General features: G+C 40.7%; 16 protein-coding genes. 10 read left to right on the top strand and 6 right to left on the bottom strand.

The features are described 5' to 3' along the window. The first annotated feature begins 52 nt into the window (after positions 1-52). Positions 53-580 carry a YaeQ family protein gene (locus tag J3455_RS08705; protein ID WP_130051424.1) on the top strand — a complete coding sequence of 176 codons (528 nt, stop codon included), beginning with the start codon at positions 53-55 and terminating at the stop codon, positions 578-580. On the opposite strand, the gene yfaE is transcribed toward J3455_RS08705, so the two are convergent. The 5 genes from yfaE to ubiG form a co-directional block, all read right to left on the bottom strand. Continuing rightward, a complete protein-coding gene (gene yfaE / locus J3455_RS08700; RefSeq protein WP_130051425.1) occupies positions 577-849 on the bottom strand; it encodes a class I ribonucleotide reductase maintenance protein YfaE in 273 nt (90 codons plus the stop codon). The two genes, J3455_RS08705 and yfaE, sit on opposite strands and share 4 nt — an antisense overlap. Next, positions 849-1979 carry a class Ia ribonucleoside-diphosphate reductase subunit beta gene (nrdB, locus tag J3455_RS08695; protein WP_130051426.1) on the bottom strand — a complete coding sequence of 377 codons (1131 nt, stop codon included), beginning with the start codon at positions 1977-1979 and terminating at the stop codon, positions 849-851. Before nrdB ends, yfaE begins: the two co-directional genes overlap by 1 nt. 70 nt (positions 1980-2049) lie before the next feature. After that, complete coding sequence (gene nrdA, locus J3455_RS08690; RefSeq protein ID WP_130051427.1) at positions 2050-4335, bottom strand: class 1a ribonucleoside-diphosphate reductase subunit alpha; 2286 nt, start codon at positions 4333-4335, stop codon at positions 2050-2052. Positions 4336-4727: 392 nt separating this feature from the next. After that, on the bottom strand, positions 4728-5402 hold the full coding sequence (locus J3455_RS08685) for an HAD family hydrolase (RefSeq protein ID WP_130052287.1): 675 nt from the start codon (positions 5400-5402) through the stop codon (positions 4728-4730). Continuing rightward, positions 5402-6112: a bifunctional 2-polyprenyl-6-hydroxyphenol methylase/3-demethylubiquinol 3-O-methyltransferase UbiG gene (gene ubiG / locus J3455_RS08680; protein ID WP_105174078.1), complete on the bottom strand. Its 711-nt coding sequence runs from the start codon at positions 6110-6112 to the stop codon at positions 5402-5404. The genes J3455_RS08685 and ubiG overlap by 1 nt, the downstream gene beginning before the upstream one ends. A 176-nt stretch (positions 6113-6288) precedes the next feature. On the opposite strand from ubiG, the gene gyrA reads away from it, so the two are divergent. From gyrA to pyrF, 9 genes are all read left to right on the top strand, one after another. Continuing rightward, positions 6289-8985, top strand: coding sequence for a DNA topoisomerase (ATP-hydrolyzing) subunit A (gene gyrA, locus J3455_RS08675; RefSeq protein ID WP_130051428.1), 2697 nt, complete (start codon positions 6289-6291; stop codon positions 8983-8985). Positions 8986-9054: 69 nt separating this feature from the next. Next, positions 9055-10143: a 3-phosphoserine/phosphohydroxythreonine transaminase gene (gene serC, locus J3455_RS08670; RefSeq protein WP_178927010.1), complete on the top strand. Its 1089-nt coding sequence runs from the start codon at positions 9055-9057 to the stop codon at positions 10141-10143. 2 nt (positions 10144-10145) lie between these two features. Then, positions 10146-11426: a 3-phosphoshikimate 1-carboxyvinyltransferase gene (gene aroA, locus J3455_RS08665; RefSeq protein WP_349561549.1), complete on the top strand. Its 1281-nt coding sequence runs from the start codon at positions 10146-10148 to the stop codon at positions 11424-11426. A gap of 104 nt (positions 11427-11530) precedes the next feature. Next, positions 11531-12244: a (d)CMP kinase gene (gene cmk / locus J3455_RS08660; RefSeq protein WP_130051431.1), complete on the top strand. Its 714-nt coding sequence runs from the start codon at positions 11531-11533 to the stop codon at positions 12242-12244. A gap of 92 nt (positions 12245-12336) precedes the next feature. After that, positions 12337-14004 (top strand): 30S ribosomal protein S1, encoded by a 1668-nt coding sequence (gene rpsA / locus J3455_RS08655; protein ID WP_054551350.1) that lies wholly within the window; start codon positions 12337-12339, stop codon positions 14002-14004. 65 nt (positions 14005-14069) lie between these two features. Next, on the top strand, positions 14070-14357 hold the full coding sequence (ihfB, locus tag J3455_RS08650; RefSeq protein WP_036968575.1) for an integration host factor subunit beta: 288 nt from the start codon (positions 14070-14072) through the stop codon (positions 14355-14357). 20 nt (positions 14358-14377) lie between these two features. Next, positions 14378-14659 (top strand): lipopolysaccharide assembly protein LapA domain-containing protein, encoded by a 282-nt coding sequence (locus J3455_RS08645; protein ID WP_054551349.1) that lies wholly within the window; start codon positions 14378-14380, stop codon positions 14657-14659. 2 nt (positions 14660-14661) lie between these two features. Beyond that, positions 14662-15798, top strand: coding sequence for a lipopolysaccharide assembly protein LapB (gene lapB, locus J3455_RS08640; protein ID WP_130051432.1), 1137 nt, complete (start codon positions 14662-14664; stop codon positions 15796-15798). A gap of 32 nt (positions 15799-15830) precedes the next feature. After that, entirely contained in the window at positions 15831-16535 is a 705-nt protein-coding gene (gene pyrF, locus J3455_RS08635) for an orotidine-5'-phosphate decarboxylase (protein WP_063705476.1), read from the top strand. Between the two features lie 223 nt (positions 16536-16758). Here pyrF and J3455_RS08630 read toward each other — a convergent pair whose 3' ends face one another. Beyond that, entirely contained in the window at positions 16759-17631 is an 873-nt protein-coding gene (locus tag J3455_RS08630) for a hypothetical protein (RefSeq protein WP_349561546.1), read from the bottom strand. Positions 17632-18128: the final 497 nt, after the last annotated feature.

Genomic DNA, 18128 nt, shown 5'->3' with positions numbered 1-18128 from the left:
TTTTAACACCATACACTATACTTAGGCTGTTACTTTTGGATGGCTAAATCTTATGTCTGATAAAAATAGAGTCTTTAAAGCAAATTTCACCATTGCTGATTTAAGAGAGCACCGCAATCACAAAGAGGTGTTTACTACTGCTTGTGACCGTCGTGAAAGCTATCAACACTTTGTTCTTAAGCTTTTAAGTTATTGCTTATTTTCACACAACGAAACAGCGATGCTGAATGCAAAGTTCAGTCATGGCGAACCGGATGTGTCAATAAAAGCATTAGATGAGCATTATCAAACATGGCTTGCTGTTGACCAACCGGATATTTTACAACTCAATAAAATAGCTAAAAGAGTTGACGAGCTTTGGGTTGTAACAACATTAAACAACAATTGGTTACAAGAAAATGAACATCAGTTGGAACTGATCAGTAATGGTCATTTAATTGCGTTTGATGATAACTTCATTGAGCAGTTGGCGAGTCATTTAACTAAAAATCTACAGTGGGATGTTACAATTGATCAGCAAATGGTGAGTGTCTCTGATAAAGAAAATTTCTACCAAACTAGCGAGCTTGTATGGCATTAAAGCTCAAGTTTTACTTTTCCATTGGGTTTACTACAACAGAGTAATACTTCACCTGCCCGCACAAACGCGAGTGGCTCTTGATTATAACTCACATCACCTTCGACTAATTTAGCACGGCATGCGCCACAATAGCCTTCACGGCATTGGTAGGGGACATCTATTTTGTGTTGTTCTAGGCATTCAAGGAGAGATGAACAGCCAGAATCAAATTCAAGATTCTGGCTGTCTGTTCCTGCAAGGATAACCTCTGCAGTTGTGTTTGAGCTCATTACAGGTCGAAGTCACCAAAGTCAGATGCATCAACTTGAGAGTCAATTTGACCTACAAGGTAAGAGCTAATTTCAGCTTCTTGTGGGGCAACTTGAACATTGTCAGATACTAACCAAGAGTTGATCCACGGAATAGGGTTACTCTTACTTTCGAACTGTGCTGGTAGGCCTACTGCAGTCATACGGGCATTAGTGATGTATTCAACGTATTGACATAAGATATCTTTGTTCAGACCAATCATTGAACCATCTTTGAAAAGATACTCTGCCCAATCTTTTTCTTGCTCAGCTGCTTCAACAAACATCTGAATCGCTTCTTCGCGACATTGTGCGGCAACGATGGCCATTTCTGGATCGTCTTTACCTTCTTGCATAATGTTTAAGATGTGTTGTGTACCAGAAAGGTGTAGAGCTTCATCACGTGCAATTAGCTTGATAATTTTCGCATTACCTTCCATTAATTCACGCTCTGCGAATGCAAATGAACAGGCAAAGCTAACATAGAAACGGATAGCTTCTAGGATGTTAACCGACATCATCGCAAGGTAAAGTTGCTTTTTAAGGTCAAATAAACTGACTTTAACCTCTTCACCGTTGATCACATGTTTTCCTTCACCGTAAAGGTTGTAAACAGAAATCATGTTGATTAAATCGTCGTAATATTTAGTAACGGCATCAGCACGCTCGCTGATTTTCTCGTTGCTTACGATATCATCAAAGATAAGCTCAGGAGATTGCGTCACGTTACGAATAATGTGTGTGTATGAACGGCTGTGAATCGTTTCACTAAACGCCCATGTTTCAATCCACGTTTCTAACTCAGGAATAGACACAATTGGTAGTAACGCAACGTTAGGTGAACGACCTTGCACACTATCAAGTAAAGTTTGATATTTTAAGTTACTTAAAAAGATGTGCTTTTCGTGATCTGGTAATGCTTGGAAGTCAAGACGGTCTTTACTTACATCAACCTCTTCAGGACGCCAAAAGAACGAAAGTTGCTTTTCGATTAGCTTTTCGAAGATAGGGTACTTTTGTTGGTCGTAACGTGACACGTTTACCGTTTGGCCGAAAAACATCGGTTCTTGTAATTGGTTATTATGATTTCGGCTAAAAGTTGTATAAGACATAGTGATTTCTCAAAAAACAGTCAGGACAAAGCGGGCTAATGAGCCCGCTTTTGTTATGTTATTAATTTAATTAGATTTTACAAGCGCCGCCTGCACAACCGTCATCTTCTACCTCTGGTGTTAACTCATCTTGAGAGTCTGATGCACCATCACGTGTATTGTGATAATACAGAGTTTTAACACCGAGTTTGTACGCAGTCAGTAGGTCTTTTAATAGCACCTTCATAGGTACTTTACCGCCTTCATACTTAGATGGATCATAGTTGGTGTTTGCAGAGATCGTTTGGTCAACGAATTTTTGCATAATACCAACAAGCTGTAGGTAACCATCGTTTGAAGGAATATCCCACAGTAGCTCGTAGTTATCTTTCAGATTTTCATAATCTGGAACTACTTGCTTTAAGATACCATCTTTACTTGCTTTAACGCTGATATGACCTCGTGGTGGCTCAATACCATTTGTTGCGTTAGAGATTTGCGATGATGTCTCTGAAGGCATAAGTGCAGATAACGTAGAGTTACGCATACCATGCTCTTTAATGCTTTCGCGTAATGAATCCCAATCTAAGTGAAGAGGTTCATCACAGAACTGATCTAGGTCACGCTTATAAGTATCTGTTGGCATAATGCCTTGAGAATACGTTGTCTCGTTAAACTTAGGACACGCACCACGTTCTTTCGCTAACTCATTTGATGCTTTCATTAGATAATATTGAATAGCTTCAAATGTTTTGTGAGTTAGGGCATTTGCGCTGCCATCTGAGTAACGCTTACCGTTCTTCGCTAAGTAGTATGCGTAGTTAATAACACCAATACCTAGCGTACGACGACCCATAGTTGCGTTTTTAGCCGCAGGAACAGGGTAGTCTTGGAAATCAAGTAAGTTATCAAGAGCACGTACGGCAAGCTCTGCAAGCTCTTCTAATTCATCAAGTGACTCAATTGCACCTAAGTTAAACGCTGAAAGCGTACAAAGGGCAATTTCACCTTCTTCGTCCATTACATTGCTAAGAGGCTTAGTTGGTAATGCAATTTCTAAACATAGGTTAGATTGACGAATTGGCGCAACAGTCGAGATAAACGGGCTGTGCGTATTACAGTGGTCAACGTTTTGTAAGTAAATTCGACCTGTGCTCGCACGCTCTTGTGCAAACATTGAGAATAACTCAATCGCTTTAATACGTTTTTTACGAATTGACTCGTCTTGCTCGTACTTGATGTATAGCTCATCAAACTTCGCTTGATCTTCAAAGAACGCATCGTATAGACCCGGAACATCTGATGGGCTAAATAATGTGATGTAATCATCTTTGATTAAACGGCTATACATTAATTTGTTGAACTGCACACCGTAGTCAAGATGACGTACACGGTTATCATCAACACCACGGTTGTTCTTTAGAACTAATAAATTTTCAACTTCTAAATGCCAAAGTGGATAGAACAGCGTAGCTGCGCCGCCACGAACACCACCTTGTGAACAGCTCTTAACAGCAGTTTGGAAGTGCTTATAAAATGGAATACAACCTGTGTGGTACGCTTCGCCATTACGAATAGGGCTACCAAGCGCACGAATGCGACCCGCATTAATACCAATACCAGCACGTTGCGAAACATATTTAACGATCGCAGATGATGTCGCATTAATAGAGTCTAGGCTATCACCACATTCAATTAGTACACATGAGCTGAACTGACGTGTAGGCGTACGAACACCTGCCATAATTGGCGTAGGTAACGAAATTTTGAAGGTAGACACTGCATCATAAAAACGCTTGATGTAATCAATACGCGTCTCTTTTGGATAATCAGAGAATAAGCTTGCAGCAACTAAGATATATAAAAACTGTGCACTTTCGTAAATTTCACCAGTAACACGGTTTTGAACTAAATACTTACCTTCAAGTTGCTTTACAGCAGCGTAGCTGAAGTTTAAGTCACGGTTGTGATCGATGTAAGCATCTAACTCGTCAATTTCTTGCTCGGTATAATCAACCAAAAGGTGTTGATCATAACGTTTGTCTTCAACTAATTTCGTGATGTGATCATATAAGCGTGGCGGCTCAAATTGACCGTACGCTTTTTTACGTAAATGGAATACAGCTAAGCGAGCAGCTAGGTATTGGTAATCAGGCGTATCTTTAGAGATCTGATCAGCTGCAGCTTTGATGATTGTTTCATGAATGTCATCGGTACGAATGCCGTCATAAAATTGAATATGAGATTTTAATTCAACTTGTGAGACAGACACATTCTCTAGACCTTCTGCGGCCCAAGCGATCACGCGATGGATCTTATCTAGATCAAGTGACTCTTTACGGCCGTCACGTTTGCTTACAGATAGCTGTTGGTTCATAGTTTTGCCTGTATTCCTTGGGAAATTATCGTTGTAAAGACAAAGGTATTCTTTATGTAATTATTATTATTCAATACCAGGGTGAACTAATTGAATAACATTTAGCCACAATATCTGGTGTTGTTTAAATTGCAGATCACAAGATAGTGTGGTCTGCGTTGTTTTGCAAGGGATAGAATTGCCCCATTTTGTGGATAACTATTGGATAAACGTATTGTGTTAGTAACCATTAACCTTTGAACATTCATAGAAGACGAAATTTGTAGAAATCAACAAAAGATCCAGAAAATTTATCGTTTTTAAAAATAAATTTTGACTGATTTTTTTATCATCAAAGAATGCTCAAAAGTGAATCAAATCACAATATATGGTGTTTCATCTATCAAATAACACTATATATGGTTAAATCCATCAATGGGTGTTTGCCAATTGAAATCCGCTTGCCAGTCAAGAGCAGCATCAACACTGGGTATGTAACCCCATAACGCCGTTGCACTATACATATTGGCAGCTTTTGCAGCTTGTATATCACGTTCAGCATCACCGATATATAAACAGCGACACGGATCAACGTCTAAGATCTCAGCTGTGTGTAAAAGTGGATCGGGAGATGGTTTTGAAACAGCTAATGTATCGCCACTTACTACCGCCATCGCTTTACTCAAAGAGGGTATAGCTTGTACTAAGGGCTCAGTTAAAAAGCCGGGCTTATTAGTCATAATGCCCCACTTAATATTGTTTTGCTCAAGTGCAATTAAAAGCTGCTCGATGCCATTAAAGCATTTACTGTGTACAGCGATATCTTCGGCGTAGTAATCAAGAAGCTGTTGGCGCAAAGCGAGTTGTTCAAGTTCTGGCCATTTATCACCAAAGCCTACTTCTAATAATGCATTTGCACCATTAGAAGCAGCAGGGCGATAAACATGTTCAGCAACAGGGGCCACATTGGCATCTGCTAACACGCGGTTTAATGCACCACCTAAGTCATCCGCAGTATCGAGTAGAGTGCCATCTAAATCAAAGATAAAGGCATCAAAATCGATAGAGGGTGTTTGCACACCACTCATCACGCTAGTTTCTCAAAGTGCAGGATGTAATTAACACTTACATCATCGTTTAAGCTGTACTGCTTAGAAAACGGATTATAGTTAAGACCTGTACTGGCGCGTACTTTTAATCCAGCTTCTTCAGCCCATGCAATAAGCTGTGCAGGTTTAATGAATTTTTTATGGTCATGGGTACCTTCAGGTACCATTTTCAATAGCTTTTCAGCACCAACAATGGCAAACAAATAAGCTTTTGGTGTTTTATTTAATGTTGAAAAGAATACATCGGCACCAGGTTTAGCAAGTTCTGCTACAGCGCGAATAATAGAAGCAGGATCTGGAACATGCTCAAGCATTTCCATACACGTCACAACATCAAAGCGAGCAGGGTGCTCAGCAGCAAATTGCTCTGCAGGTACTTTTATATAATCAACAGGCACGCCTGTTTCTAAACTATGTAACTTAGCAACGGTTAATGGCTCTTGGCCCATATCAATGCCAGTTACTTTAGCGCCCATACGGGCCATGCTTTCACTTAAGATGCCGCCACCACAGCCAACATCTAAGGTTTCCTTATCAAATAAGCCGCCCACTTTATCTGCGACAAAATCCAAGCGAAGAGGATTTATTTCATGAAGGGGTTTGAACTCTCCGTCGCGGTCCCACCAACGTTCTGCGATGGCTTCAAACTTTGCAATTTCTGCATTATCTACATTTTGATGCTCGGTCATAAAAAACTTCCTCGTTAATCTGAGGCCATTATATAGGGGTAAATTAATAAATCGCAAAGATTTAGCGCCTGTAAATCTAAATAAATTGTGATAGCATGGTCAGGAAATAATAACTAAAGCTCTTAAGACGGCGATTTGCCTCTTAATGAGTCAATACTGAAGGAATGTGAAATCAAATGACTGATCTCGCCAATGAAATTCTGCCAGTCAATATTGAAGATGAATTAAAAAATTCTTACCTTGATTATGCCATGAGTGTAATCGTAGGTCGTGCATTGCCAGACGTACGTGACGGCTTAAAGCCTGTTCACCGCCGCGTTTTGTTCGCAATGAACGAACTCAATAATGATTGGAATAAACCTTACAAGAAATCAGCACGTGTTGTTGGTGATGTAATCGGTAAGTACCACCCACATGGCGACAGCGCGGTATATGACACCATCGTTCGTATGGCGCAGCCTTTCTCATTACGCTACATGCTTGTTGACGGCCAAGGTAACTTTGGTTCTGTTGACGGTGACTCTGCGGCAGCAATGCGTTATACGGAAGTCCGTATGGCGAAAATGTCACATGAATTATTAGCTGATTTAGAAAAAGAAACGGTTGATTACGTACCTAACTACGACGGTACTGAGCAAATTCCTGACGTATTACCTACTAAAGTACCTAACTTATTAGTAAACGGTTCTTCGGGTATCGCTGTTGGTATGGCGACAAACATCCCACCTCATAACTTAACAGAAGTTATCAATGGTTGTTTAGCGCTGATCCAAAACCCAGACATGTCAATTGCTGACCTTATTGAATATATCCCGGGTCCGGATTTCCCGACTGCGGCGATTATCAATGGTAAAAAAGGCATTGAGCAGGCGTATTTAACGGGTCGTGGTAAAGTATACATCCGTGCTCGCGCTGAAATCGAAGTTGACGAAAAAACTGGTCGTGAAACCATTATTGTTCACGAAATTCCTTATCAAGTTAACAAAGCGCGCCTTATCGAAAAAATCGCTGAGCTAGTTAAAGATAAGAAGATTGAAGGTATTAGCGCACTACGTGACGAATCAGATAAAGACGGTATGCGTATCGTTATCGAAATCAAACGTGGTGATGTTGGTGAAGTAATCTTAAACAACCTATATGCACAAACTCAGTTACAAACTGTGTTTGGTATGAACATGGTTGCACTTGATAACAACCAACCTAAGTGTTTCAACTTAAAAGAAATGCTTGAAGCGTTTATCGTTCACCGCCGTGAAGTTGTTACACGTCGTACTGTATTCGATTTACGTAAAGCCCGTGACCGTGCTCACACGCTTGAAGGCTTAGCGATTGCTCTTGCGAATATCGACCCGATTATCGAACTTATTCGTAAGTCACCAACCCCAGCAGAAGCAAAAGCAGCATTAACAGCTCGTCCTTGGGAACTTGGTACAGTTAAAGCTATGCTTGAAAAGGCAGGTGAAGATAACGTAGCACGTCCTGACTGGTTAGCCGCTGATTTAGGTATCCGTGACGGTCAGTACTATTTATCTGAGCAACAAGCACAAGCAATTTTAGACCTACGTTTACACAAACTAACAGGTCTTGAACATGAGAAAATCTTAGACGAGTACCAAAACTTACTTGATCTAATTGCTGAGCTTTTACACATTCTTTCAAGCCCAGATCGTTTAATGGAAGTTATCCGCGACGAGCTAGTAGAAATTAAAGAGCAATATGGTGACGAACGTCGTACTGAAATCAGTGCAGCTGCTCACGATATTAGCCTTGAAGACCTAATCAATGAAGAAGACGTTGTAGTAACGCTTTCTCACGAAGGTTACGTTAAATATCAACCACTCTCTGATTACGAAGCACAGCGCCGTGGTGGTAAAGGTAAGTCAGCAACTAAGATGAAAGATGAAGACTTCATCGAGCGTCTATTGGTTGCTAACACACACGATACAATTCTGTGTTTCTCAACGGCAGGTCGCTTATATTGGTTGAAAGTTTATCAGTTACCATTAGCAAGCCGTGCAGCGCGTGGTAAGCCAATTGTAAACTTATTACCACTTGAAGCTGATGAGCGTATTACCGCTATCTTACCAGTACGTGAGTACGAAGAAGATAAATACATCTTCATGGCCACTGCGTTTGGTACAGTTAAGAAAACACCACTTACAGCATACAGCCGTCAACGTGCGAGCGGTATTATCGCTGTTAACCTGAATGAAGGTGATAGCTTAATTGGTGTTGATATCACTGATGGCACGAATGAAATCATGCTATTCACTGATGCCGGTAAAGTTGTCCGCTTTAAAGAAGCAGAAGAGTCAGAAGTTGTTGATGAAAACGGCAACCCTGTGCTAGACGAAAACGGTAACCCGGAAATCCGCTTCAAAGGTGTTCGTCCAATGGGCCGTACAGCAACGGGTGTTCGTGGTATTAAGATGGCTGACGACCAACGCGTTGTGTCGTTAATCGTACCTAAGTCAGATGGTGCGATCCTAACTGTGACAGAAAACGGTTACGGTAAGCGTACAGCACTTGAAGATTACCCATCGAAGAGCCGTGCAACACAAGGTGTTGTATCAATCAAAGTAAGCGAGCGTAATGGCGCTGTGGTTGGTGCAGTACAAGTTGACGAAAACGACGAAATCATGATCATCTCTAATCGCGGTACATTAGTACGTACCCGTGTTAATGAGGTTTCTACGGTTGGTCGTAATACTCAAGGCGTTATTTTGATACGAACTATTGACGAAGAGCAAGTAGTTGGTTTACAACGTATCGAAGAAATCGAAGTTGATGAGCTTGAAGCCATCGAAGGCGAGGCCGTTGAAGTAGTCGATACCAATACTGAAGAAACGGGTGATAACCCACCTTCAGAATAACATTGATTTAAAAAGCGGCTTCGGCCGCTTTTTTTATCCGCACTATAATTACTGGAATGAGGCAAAGTAATGACTAAATATAATTTTTGTGCAGGACCGGCAATGCTACCGCCGGCAGTTATGCAAAAAGCACAAAAAGAATTTATAGATTGGCAAGGTTTAGGTGTCTCTGTGATGGAAATTAGCCATCGCAGCAGCGACTTTTTAGCACTTACTGCTAAATGTGAAGCAAGCCTGCGTCGCTTAATGAATATTAGTGATGAGTTTGAAGTGTTATTTATGCACGGCGGTGGCCGTGGTCAATTCAGTGCTGTGCCATTGAATCTTCACCTTGATGATAAACCAGCTGTGTACTGTGAAAACGGTGTATGGTCTAAAGGTGCTACTTCAGAAGCTGCTAAATTCACTGCTGTTGAAAGTATTAATGTACGTGATGATGAACAGCAAAATGGTCAGTTCTCTATCAAACCAGCAAGCAGCTGGGAATTACCTGCTGATGCGTCGTACATCCACTATTGCCCGAATGAAACCGTAGATGGCATTGAGATTTTCGAAGTACCATCACATCCATCTGCACCGATTGTTGCTGATATGTCATCGACTATTTTATCGCGCGAATTTGATGTAAATCAGTTTGATCTTATTTACGCTGGCGCACAAAAAAATATCGGCCCGTCTGGTTTATCGATTGTTATTATTCGTAAAACGCTACTTGAACGTGAAGGCCTTGCAAAGCCAGGAATTCTTGATTACGCGTTAGAAGCTAAACAAGGCAGCATGTATAACACACCACCTACATTTGCATGGTACTTAGCTGCTGAAGTATTTGAATGGCTTGAAGCAAACGGTGGCGTTAAAGCGATGGAAGAGCAAAACATCGCAAAAGCAGAATTACTTTACAACTTTATTGATAGCTCAGATTTTTATAGTAATAAAGTTGCCAAGCATTGCCGTTCACGCATGAACGTACCGTTTTGGTTAAACGATGAATCATTGAATGAAAAATTCATTAATGAGTCAAAAGAAGCAGGCTTATTAGCCCTTGAAGGCCATCGTATTGTTGGTGGTATGCGCGCAAGCATTTATAACGCGATGCCACTTGAAGGTGTTCAAGCTTTGGTTAATTTTATGGAAAAATTCGCCAAGGAGCACAGCTAATTATGGAACAGCTTCGTCTTGAACCAATCTCAAAAGTAAATGGTAGTGTGACACTGCCAGGCTCAAAAAGTTTATCAAACCGTATCTTACTGTTAGCAGCACTGGCAGAGGGCACAACGGTTGTTGAAAACCTTCTCGACAGTGATGATATTCGTCATATGCTAGGTGCGTTAAATCTTTTGGGCGTAAATGTATCGCTTAATGAAGATAAAACAGTGGCTACCGTAGAGGGGGTTTCAGGTAAATTTAAAACCCCAAGTGAGCCATTATTTTTAGGCAATGCTGGTACTGCTTATCGTCCACTGACAGCTGTATTAGCTGCTGTAGAAGGCGAATATCAGCTGGTGGGTGAGCCACGTATGGAAGAGCGCCCAATCGGCCATTTGGTTGATGCACTGCAAGCTCTGGGTGGTGATGTTGAATATCTTAAGCATAAAGACTATCCACCACTGGCCATTAAAGGCGGCAAAATCAACGGCGGTAAAGTTGAAATTGATGGCAGTATTTCGAGCCAGTTCTTAACTGCGTTGCTAATGGCGGCACCATTATTTAATGGCGACACAAAAATCACCATTAAAGGCACGCTGGTATCAAAGCCTTACATTGATATTACCCTAGATGTGATGAAGCGTTTTGGTGTTATTGTGAGTCATGACAACTATGAAACGTTTTACGTTAAAGGCTGTCAGCAGTATCAAGCACTTGAGCGTATTATGGTCGAAGGTGATGCTTCAAGCGCCTCTTATTTTGTTGCGGCGGCTGCAATAGCAGGCGGCGAAATTGAAATTAATGGGGTAGGTGCTGCATCTGTTCAGGGTGATATTGGTTTTGCCAAAGTTATGGAACAAGTCGGCGCTAAAATCGATTGGTACGATGAAAAGCTGGTGGTTCGTAAAGGCGAGCTGAACGCGGTTGATATTGATGCTAATGCAATCCCTGATGCAGCGATGACTCTCGCAACCGTTGCGCTTTTCGCAAAAGGTACAACGGCGATTCGTAATATCTATAACTGGCGTGTAAAAGAAACAGACCGTTTATATGCAATGGCTACTGAGCTTCGAAAAGTTGGTGCAGAAGTTGTTGAGGGTGAAGATTTCATCGAAATAACACCACCAGAAACATTCAATGATGTAGCGATTGATACGTACAACGATCACCGTATTGCCATGTGTTTTGCGATGGTTGCTGTTGGCGGGAAGCCGATAACCATTAACGATCCTAAATGTACATACAAAACTTTTCCAACGTTTTTCAAAGTACTAGAGTCTGTCTCAAGTCAATAAAACAGAAGAAAATATAAAAAGTTACACTCTAGATGCGGATCTATTTTAAGAACTGACGTATAATATCGCGGATTTATTTTGGTGTGCATTGCAGGAGGTTATAAATGCAGGCGTTATCAATGCCCGTAATCACCATCGATGGCCCAAGTGGTTCAGGTAAAGGAACTGTTTGTCGCTTGTTAGCCGAGAAATTAGGTTGGGATGTATTAGACAGTGGAGCGATTTATCGTGTGCTGTCACTTGCAGCGCTTCATCATCAAATTGAACTAGATAATGAAGATGCGCTAGTGCCGTTAGCTGCAAACTTAGATGTACAGTTTTTGGTCGACAGCCAAACACATACTTCTAAAATTGTCTTGGAAGGCGAAGACGTCACAACCACAATCCGCAACGAAGAAGTGGGTGCTGCGGCATCAAAAATTGCTGCATTACCACGGGTGAGAGAAGCATTATTACGTCGTCAACGTGCGTTTCGTACTGAGAGCGGCCTAATTGCCGATGGTCGTGATATGGGCACAGTTGTGTTTCCAGATGCACCATTGAAAATTTATTTAACCGCATCAGCTGAAGAGCGCGCTCGTCGTCGCTTTGCTGAGTTGAATGAACGCGGTCTTGATGTTACACTAAGTGGTCTACTTGAGGACATAAAAGCTCGTGATCACCGCGATATGACGCGTGAAGTTGCGCCGCTTGTTCCTGCAGAAGACGCTATTGAGCTTGATACTAGTGAGCTCAATGCAATGCAAGTGTTTGATAAAGTTGTAACTTTACTCGACGAAGCAGTACTTGCAGGAAAGCTTCCAAAAGCTAAAAAGTAATTTATTAAGGTGCCGGCAGGAAGCCAGCGCTATTTTAACAACCCCATGCAGCATGGTTGCTAATTGGTTATTTAATTATTTAGAGACGTATAATGTCAGAAAATTTTGCGCAGTTATTTGAAGAAAGCCTTAAGGGTTTTGAAGCAGAGCAAGGCTCTATCGTTAAAGGTACTGTTATCTCAATCGAGAACAACATCGTACTTGTTGATGCTGGTCTTAAATCTGAAAGTGCAATCCCTGCTGAGCAATTCAAAAATGCTGCTGGTGAACTAGAAGTTGCTGTTGGCGACGAAGTAGATGTTGCTTTAGACGCAATCGAAGACGGTTTCGGTGAAACTATCCTTTCTCGTGAGAAAGCGAAGCGTCACGAAGCGTGGATCCGCTTAGAAAAAGCATGTGAAGAGCAAGAGACTGTTACTGGTGTTATCAACGGTAAAGTTAAAGGCGGTTTCACTGTTGAAGTTGATTCAATCCGTGCCTTCCTACCTGGTTCACTTGTTGATGTTCGTCCAGTACGTGACACAACTCACCTTGAAGGTAAAGAGCTTGAGTTCAAAGTAATCAAGCTTGACCAAAAACGTAACAACGTTGTTGTTTCTCGCCGTGCAGTTATCGAATCAGAAAACTCACAAGAGCGTGAAGAGCTTCTTGCTAACCTTGTTGAAGGTCAAGAAGTTAAAGGTATCGTTAAGAACCTTACTGACTACGGTGCGTTCGTTGACCTTGGTGGTGTTGACGGTCTACTACACATCACAGACATGGCGTGGAAGCGTGTTAAGCACCCTTCAGAAATCGTTAATGTTGGCGACGAAATCGCAGTTAAAGTTCTTAAATTCGACAAAGAAAAGACTCGTGTATCTCTAGGCCTTAAACAGCTTGGCGAAGATCCATGGGCAGCTATCGCTGGTCGTTACCCAGAAGGTTCTAAGCTTTCTGGTCGTGTAACTAACCTTACTGACTACGGTTGTTTCGTTGAAATCGAAGAAGGCGTAGAAGGTCTAGTACACGTTTCTGAAATGGATTGGACTAACAAGAACATCCACCCTTCAAAAGTTGTTTCACTAGGTGACACTGTTGAAGTTATGGTTCTTGAAATCGACGAAGAGCGTCGTCGTATTTCTCTTGGTCTTAAGCAATGTATTGCTAACCCATGGCAAGAATTTGCTCGTCTACAAAACAAAGGCGACCAAGTTACTGGTAAGATCAAATCAATCACTGACTTCGGTATCTTCATCGGTCTTGAAGGCGGTATTGACGGTCTTGTTCACCTTTCAGACATTTCTTGGAACACGCCTGGCGAAGAAGCTGTACGTGAATTCAAGAAAGGCGACGAAATCACTGCTATCGTATTACAAGTTGACCCAGAGCGTGAGCGTATCTCTCTAGGCGTTAAACAAATCGAAGCTGACCCATTCAATAACTACCTGGACGCAAACAAAAAAGGTGCTATTGTTAAAGGTAAAGTGACTGAAGTTGATGCGAAAGGCGCAACTGTTGAGCTTATCGAAGGCGTTGAAGGTTACATCCGTGTAGCTGATATCGCTCAAGAGCGTGTTGAAGATGCTACTACTGTAGTTTCTGCAGGCGACGAAATCGAAGCGAAATACGTTGGTGTTGATCGTAAGAACCGCACTTTAAGCTTATCTGTTAAAGCTCTTTTCGAAGCAGAAGAGAAAGAAGTACTAGAGAAGCTTAAGAAAGAAGAGCCAGCGTTCGAAAACGCTATGGCTGCAGCATTCAAAAATGCTCAAAAAGACTAATATCTAGTCTTTTAAAATTGGAAGGGCAGTTTTGCCCTTCCTTTACCACTCTTTAAGGAAACGCTATGACTAAGTCAGAATTGATAGAACAACTTGCCGAGCAACATGCACACATCCCTGTGAAAGATGTTGAAAATGCCGTTAAAGAAATTCTTGAACAAATGGCCGGTTCATTATCTAGCTCAGATCGCATCGAGATCCGTGGCTTTGGAAGTTTCTCATTGCATTATCGTTCTCCTCGCACAGGTCGTAATCCTAAGACTGGCGAAACAGTTGAGTTAGACGGTAAGCATGTACCACATTTTAAACCAGGTAAAGAGTTACGTGACCGCGTAAATGCGAGTATTGCCTAGTTTTATACAGGAGTAGTTACTTGTTTAGGGTATTAAAAATTGTATTAATTGCGCTGTGTTTATTTATTGCGTTTGTACTTGGTTCACAGAATCCACAATTGGTGCAAATCAATTATTTAATCGCTAGTAATACTTTACCCCTAGCTGTTGTAATAAGTATCTGCTTTATTTTAGGTGTCGCAATTGGTTGTTTTATAAGCTTTACACTATTTTCTCAGTTAAAGTGGCAAAATTATCGTTTAAAGAAAAAATTAGCGCCTGAAAAAAACAATAAAAAGCTTGTTGCTAATAAAGACACCTAATCATGATTGAGCTTCTGTTTTTACTTTTACCCGTTGCAGCCGGTTACGGTTGGATAATGGGTAAAAACAGCGCTAAAAACCAAGCTCATCAGCTTAATCGCCAAATCACCTCTGAATATTCTAAAGGCCTTAAATTTCTCTTAGACAGAGAAGAAGACCAAGGCTTAGAGCACCTTATCAATCTACTTGAAGTTGCTGCCGACTCAGTTGAACACTATTCAACACTGGCAACTATGTTTCGCCGCCGTGGCGAGCTTGACCGCGCAATTAAAATTCATGAGCTGTTATTAAAACACCCAAGCCTTGATGAACAACAAGCTGCAACCAGTCGTTTAGAGCTGGCTGAAGATTACATCATGGCAGGCTTATTAGATAGCGCAGAAGAGCATTTAGTTTGGCTCGTAAAAGCAGGATATAAAGAAGCGCTCGAACCAATTATTAATCTTTATTCACAAACTCGTGAATGGGAAAAGGGCATTAACATGTACGAGGCCCACAGTGAGTTGTTCACTAAACCTCAGCATGTAAAAGCCATTGCCAATTTTTACTGTGAAGCGGCCTTACAAGATAATGATACGCAAATTATGCGTAAAGCCATTAGCTTAAACCATAAAGCCATTCGTCCATTATATGAGCTTGGTCACAGTGCCTTTACCAATGAAGATTATGTAAAAGCAATTTACTATTGGCGCGAGCTAATCAGTCAGTTCACGTTTTTTGCGCCGGTATTTATTGAAGAGCTTGCACTGAGCTATCAAAAGCTAAATTTAACGCATCAGTTTTACGAATTACTTAATGAACTGCTCGATAAAGGTGGCGTATTAATAAAAATAAAACACTGCCAAGCCTTACTTGAGCAAGGTCACATAGAGCAAGCGATAAAATTTTTAACGGATAGTTTAAAGCGTCATCCAACTATTCGTGGCTTTAGCTTTTTATTACAGCTACTTGCCAAACAAAACAACGATATTAAAGATGTACTCGATCAAATTGATAAGCTAGTAACGTCTTATATCGCAACCAAACCTGATTTTCAGTGCCAACACTGTGGCTTTACCAGTCATACCATTTATTGGGTATGTCCATCTTGTAAGCACTGGGAAACAATTGTTCCAAGCCGTGGCATAGACGGTTTTTAATTCATATTAGTCCATTAGTTTTTAGGAAAGTTATGTCTGTCGAAGATTCAAAAAAAGTATTAATTGCCCTTGATTACGATGATCAACAAACAGCTCTTGCGTTTGTAAAGCAATTATCGCCTGATACGTGTCGTCTTAAAGTAGGCAAAGAAATGTTCACGTATTTTGGTCCTAGCTTTGTTAAGGAACTAATCGACTTAGGGTTTGATGTATTCTTAGACCTAAAATTTCACGATATTCCAAACACAGTGGCTAAAGCTGTAACAGCAGCTGCAAAAATGGGTGTATGGATGGTTAACGTGCATGCCTCTGGTGGCGTTGAAATGATGACTAAAGCAAAACAAGCTTTAGAGCAGTTTGGTGATGACGCGCCATTACTGATTGCAGTAACTGTATTAACTAGTATGGATGCCGCAGAGCTTACTCGTTTAGGTGTAGATAAAACACCTGAAGAGCAAGTAATTTACCTAGCAAACCTTGCTAAAGAATCAGGCCTTGATGGGGTAGTGTGCTCAGCACAAGAAGCGAAAAAGCTAAAAGCAGAACTTGGCGCAGACTTTAAACTGGTTACTCCTGGTATTCGCCCTGCAGGCAGTGATGCAGGTGACCAAAAGCGCATCATGACACCAAAACAAGCCGTTGAAGATGGCAGCGACTATTTAGTTGTAGGCCGCCCAATCACCCAATCGGCAGACCCAGTTGCAACACTAAAAGAAATTAACGACTCACTTAAATAACCTCGTTATTTTAAAGTAGTCTTTGAAGAGCATTGTAAGCGCCATTTATATCGCGCTATATACAATGCTCTTTTTGTTTATGTATCTACATCTGAAAATCAGGATCTCGAGCAAACTCGTATTTGGACATTTCCTAGTTAGGATTTTCGCGCTAAATGTGAGTTTAAGGTTGGCTAACGCCAAACTTTTTACATCCGCCCTTGAGCGCGTTGTTATGCCTGATTTAATCAATTTTATTAAAGTAATCATAACCTTGCATAGTATGAATTTGTTTAAGCCAATTTGTAACTGGAGAATTACCAAATTCTTTAACAGACCTAGATACACCCGTAGTGTTTACAATAAATAAGCAGTTACCGTAAGGGAAATATCGACTCGTTATTATCCAAAAACACCAATAATCTTTGTCAAATGGAGCTACGATAGGTATTACTCCTGTTTTTTGTTTTGTTAAAAATTCCATTTGGAGATCTGCAATTTTATTAAACGCAAAATCGTTATTACCTACATGTCTTTGTAGTGTATGGCATATGTCGGACACTATATTACCCAAATGCATTAGCGAATCAATTTCGGAACTTTGAGCGATACTGACTAAGCCAAATCTTGGAGAGTTACGTTCCAGCCCATACTTTTGAGTTTTTTTACTAAAAGTACTCCAAACTGCATCTTTTAAAGCTTGTTCATCGCCATAAAAATTCTTCTTTGGAGCTTTATCAACTACCTCATACGGAGCGTTAGATTTCCAAATATTTCTTGGAGCACTACCATTTTCGAAATACGGGTTAGATTTAGACGTAATATCCCACGGACCTCCAGTGATACACTGAACGTCAACATAAAAATCTTTTGGGCGGTTTTCTCCAAAGCTTCGGGAACCAACAATAAAGTCTGGCTTTAACAAGCCGTCTTCTAGATATTTATATTTATCTTGCCCATCTATTTTTGTAACTATTGGACACTTTAAAGCGGTTAGTAATTTGTATGCATATTCTTCTGCTTCTGCTGCATCTTTTTTCTTGGAACTCTGGTTTAGCTTAATTTGACAAAGTTCTTCAAGTGTAAATGCATGCTTTAAAAGTTCGTCACGTTCCATAAATAGGCCCGACAGCGTATTACCGAGAATTCCCGTTAACACTCAATGTGTCAATTTCCAGAATTATCAAAATACGGTTATTAATAATCTAATTATTAATAACTTACACATAACCTAAAGGAATTACAATTGTTTAGACTACCCTATAACCGAGAATTTACTTATTCGAGAATGGGGAAAATACATTACGGGAACACGCATAAAAAAGGCTTTTAAAATTAGTAGCTTAAATATTTATGAAAAATTTTAACGAGAAGCCAATTATATTACATAACGAGAATTGATTATTTATTCATTCATTAACACTTTGAATGCCTGCTTCGCTCAAAGCAACCATTAGAGGATTTACCCTAACTTGTTTTGGGGCAAAATGTATGGTACGCCCCGTTTTGCAAGTTAATAATTTAAAATAACGGAGATGGTTTGCGCTAATGTATTCAGAGTCTATTAGAGACTTTCATTAGTCCCAGCTCTACGATGAGATCCGCGCCAGATTG

Source organism: Pseudoalteromonas sp. NFXS39 (assembly GCF_040148775.1).
GTDB classification, from domain to species: domain Bacteria; phylum Pseudomonadota; class Gammaproteobacteria; order Enterobacterales; family Alteromonadaceae; genus Pseudoalteromonas; species Pseudoalteromonas apostichopi.
This window is presented reverse-complemented; position numbering and strand designations above follow the sequence as displayed.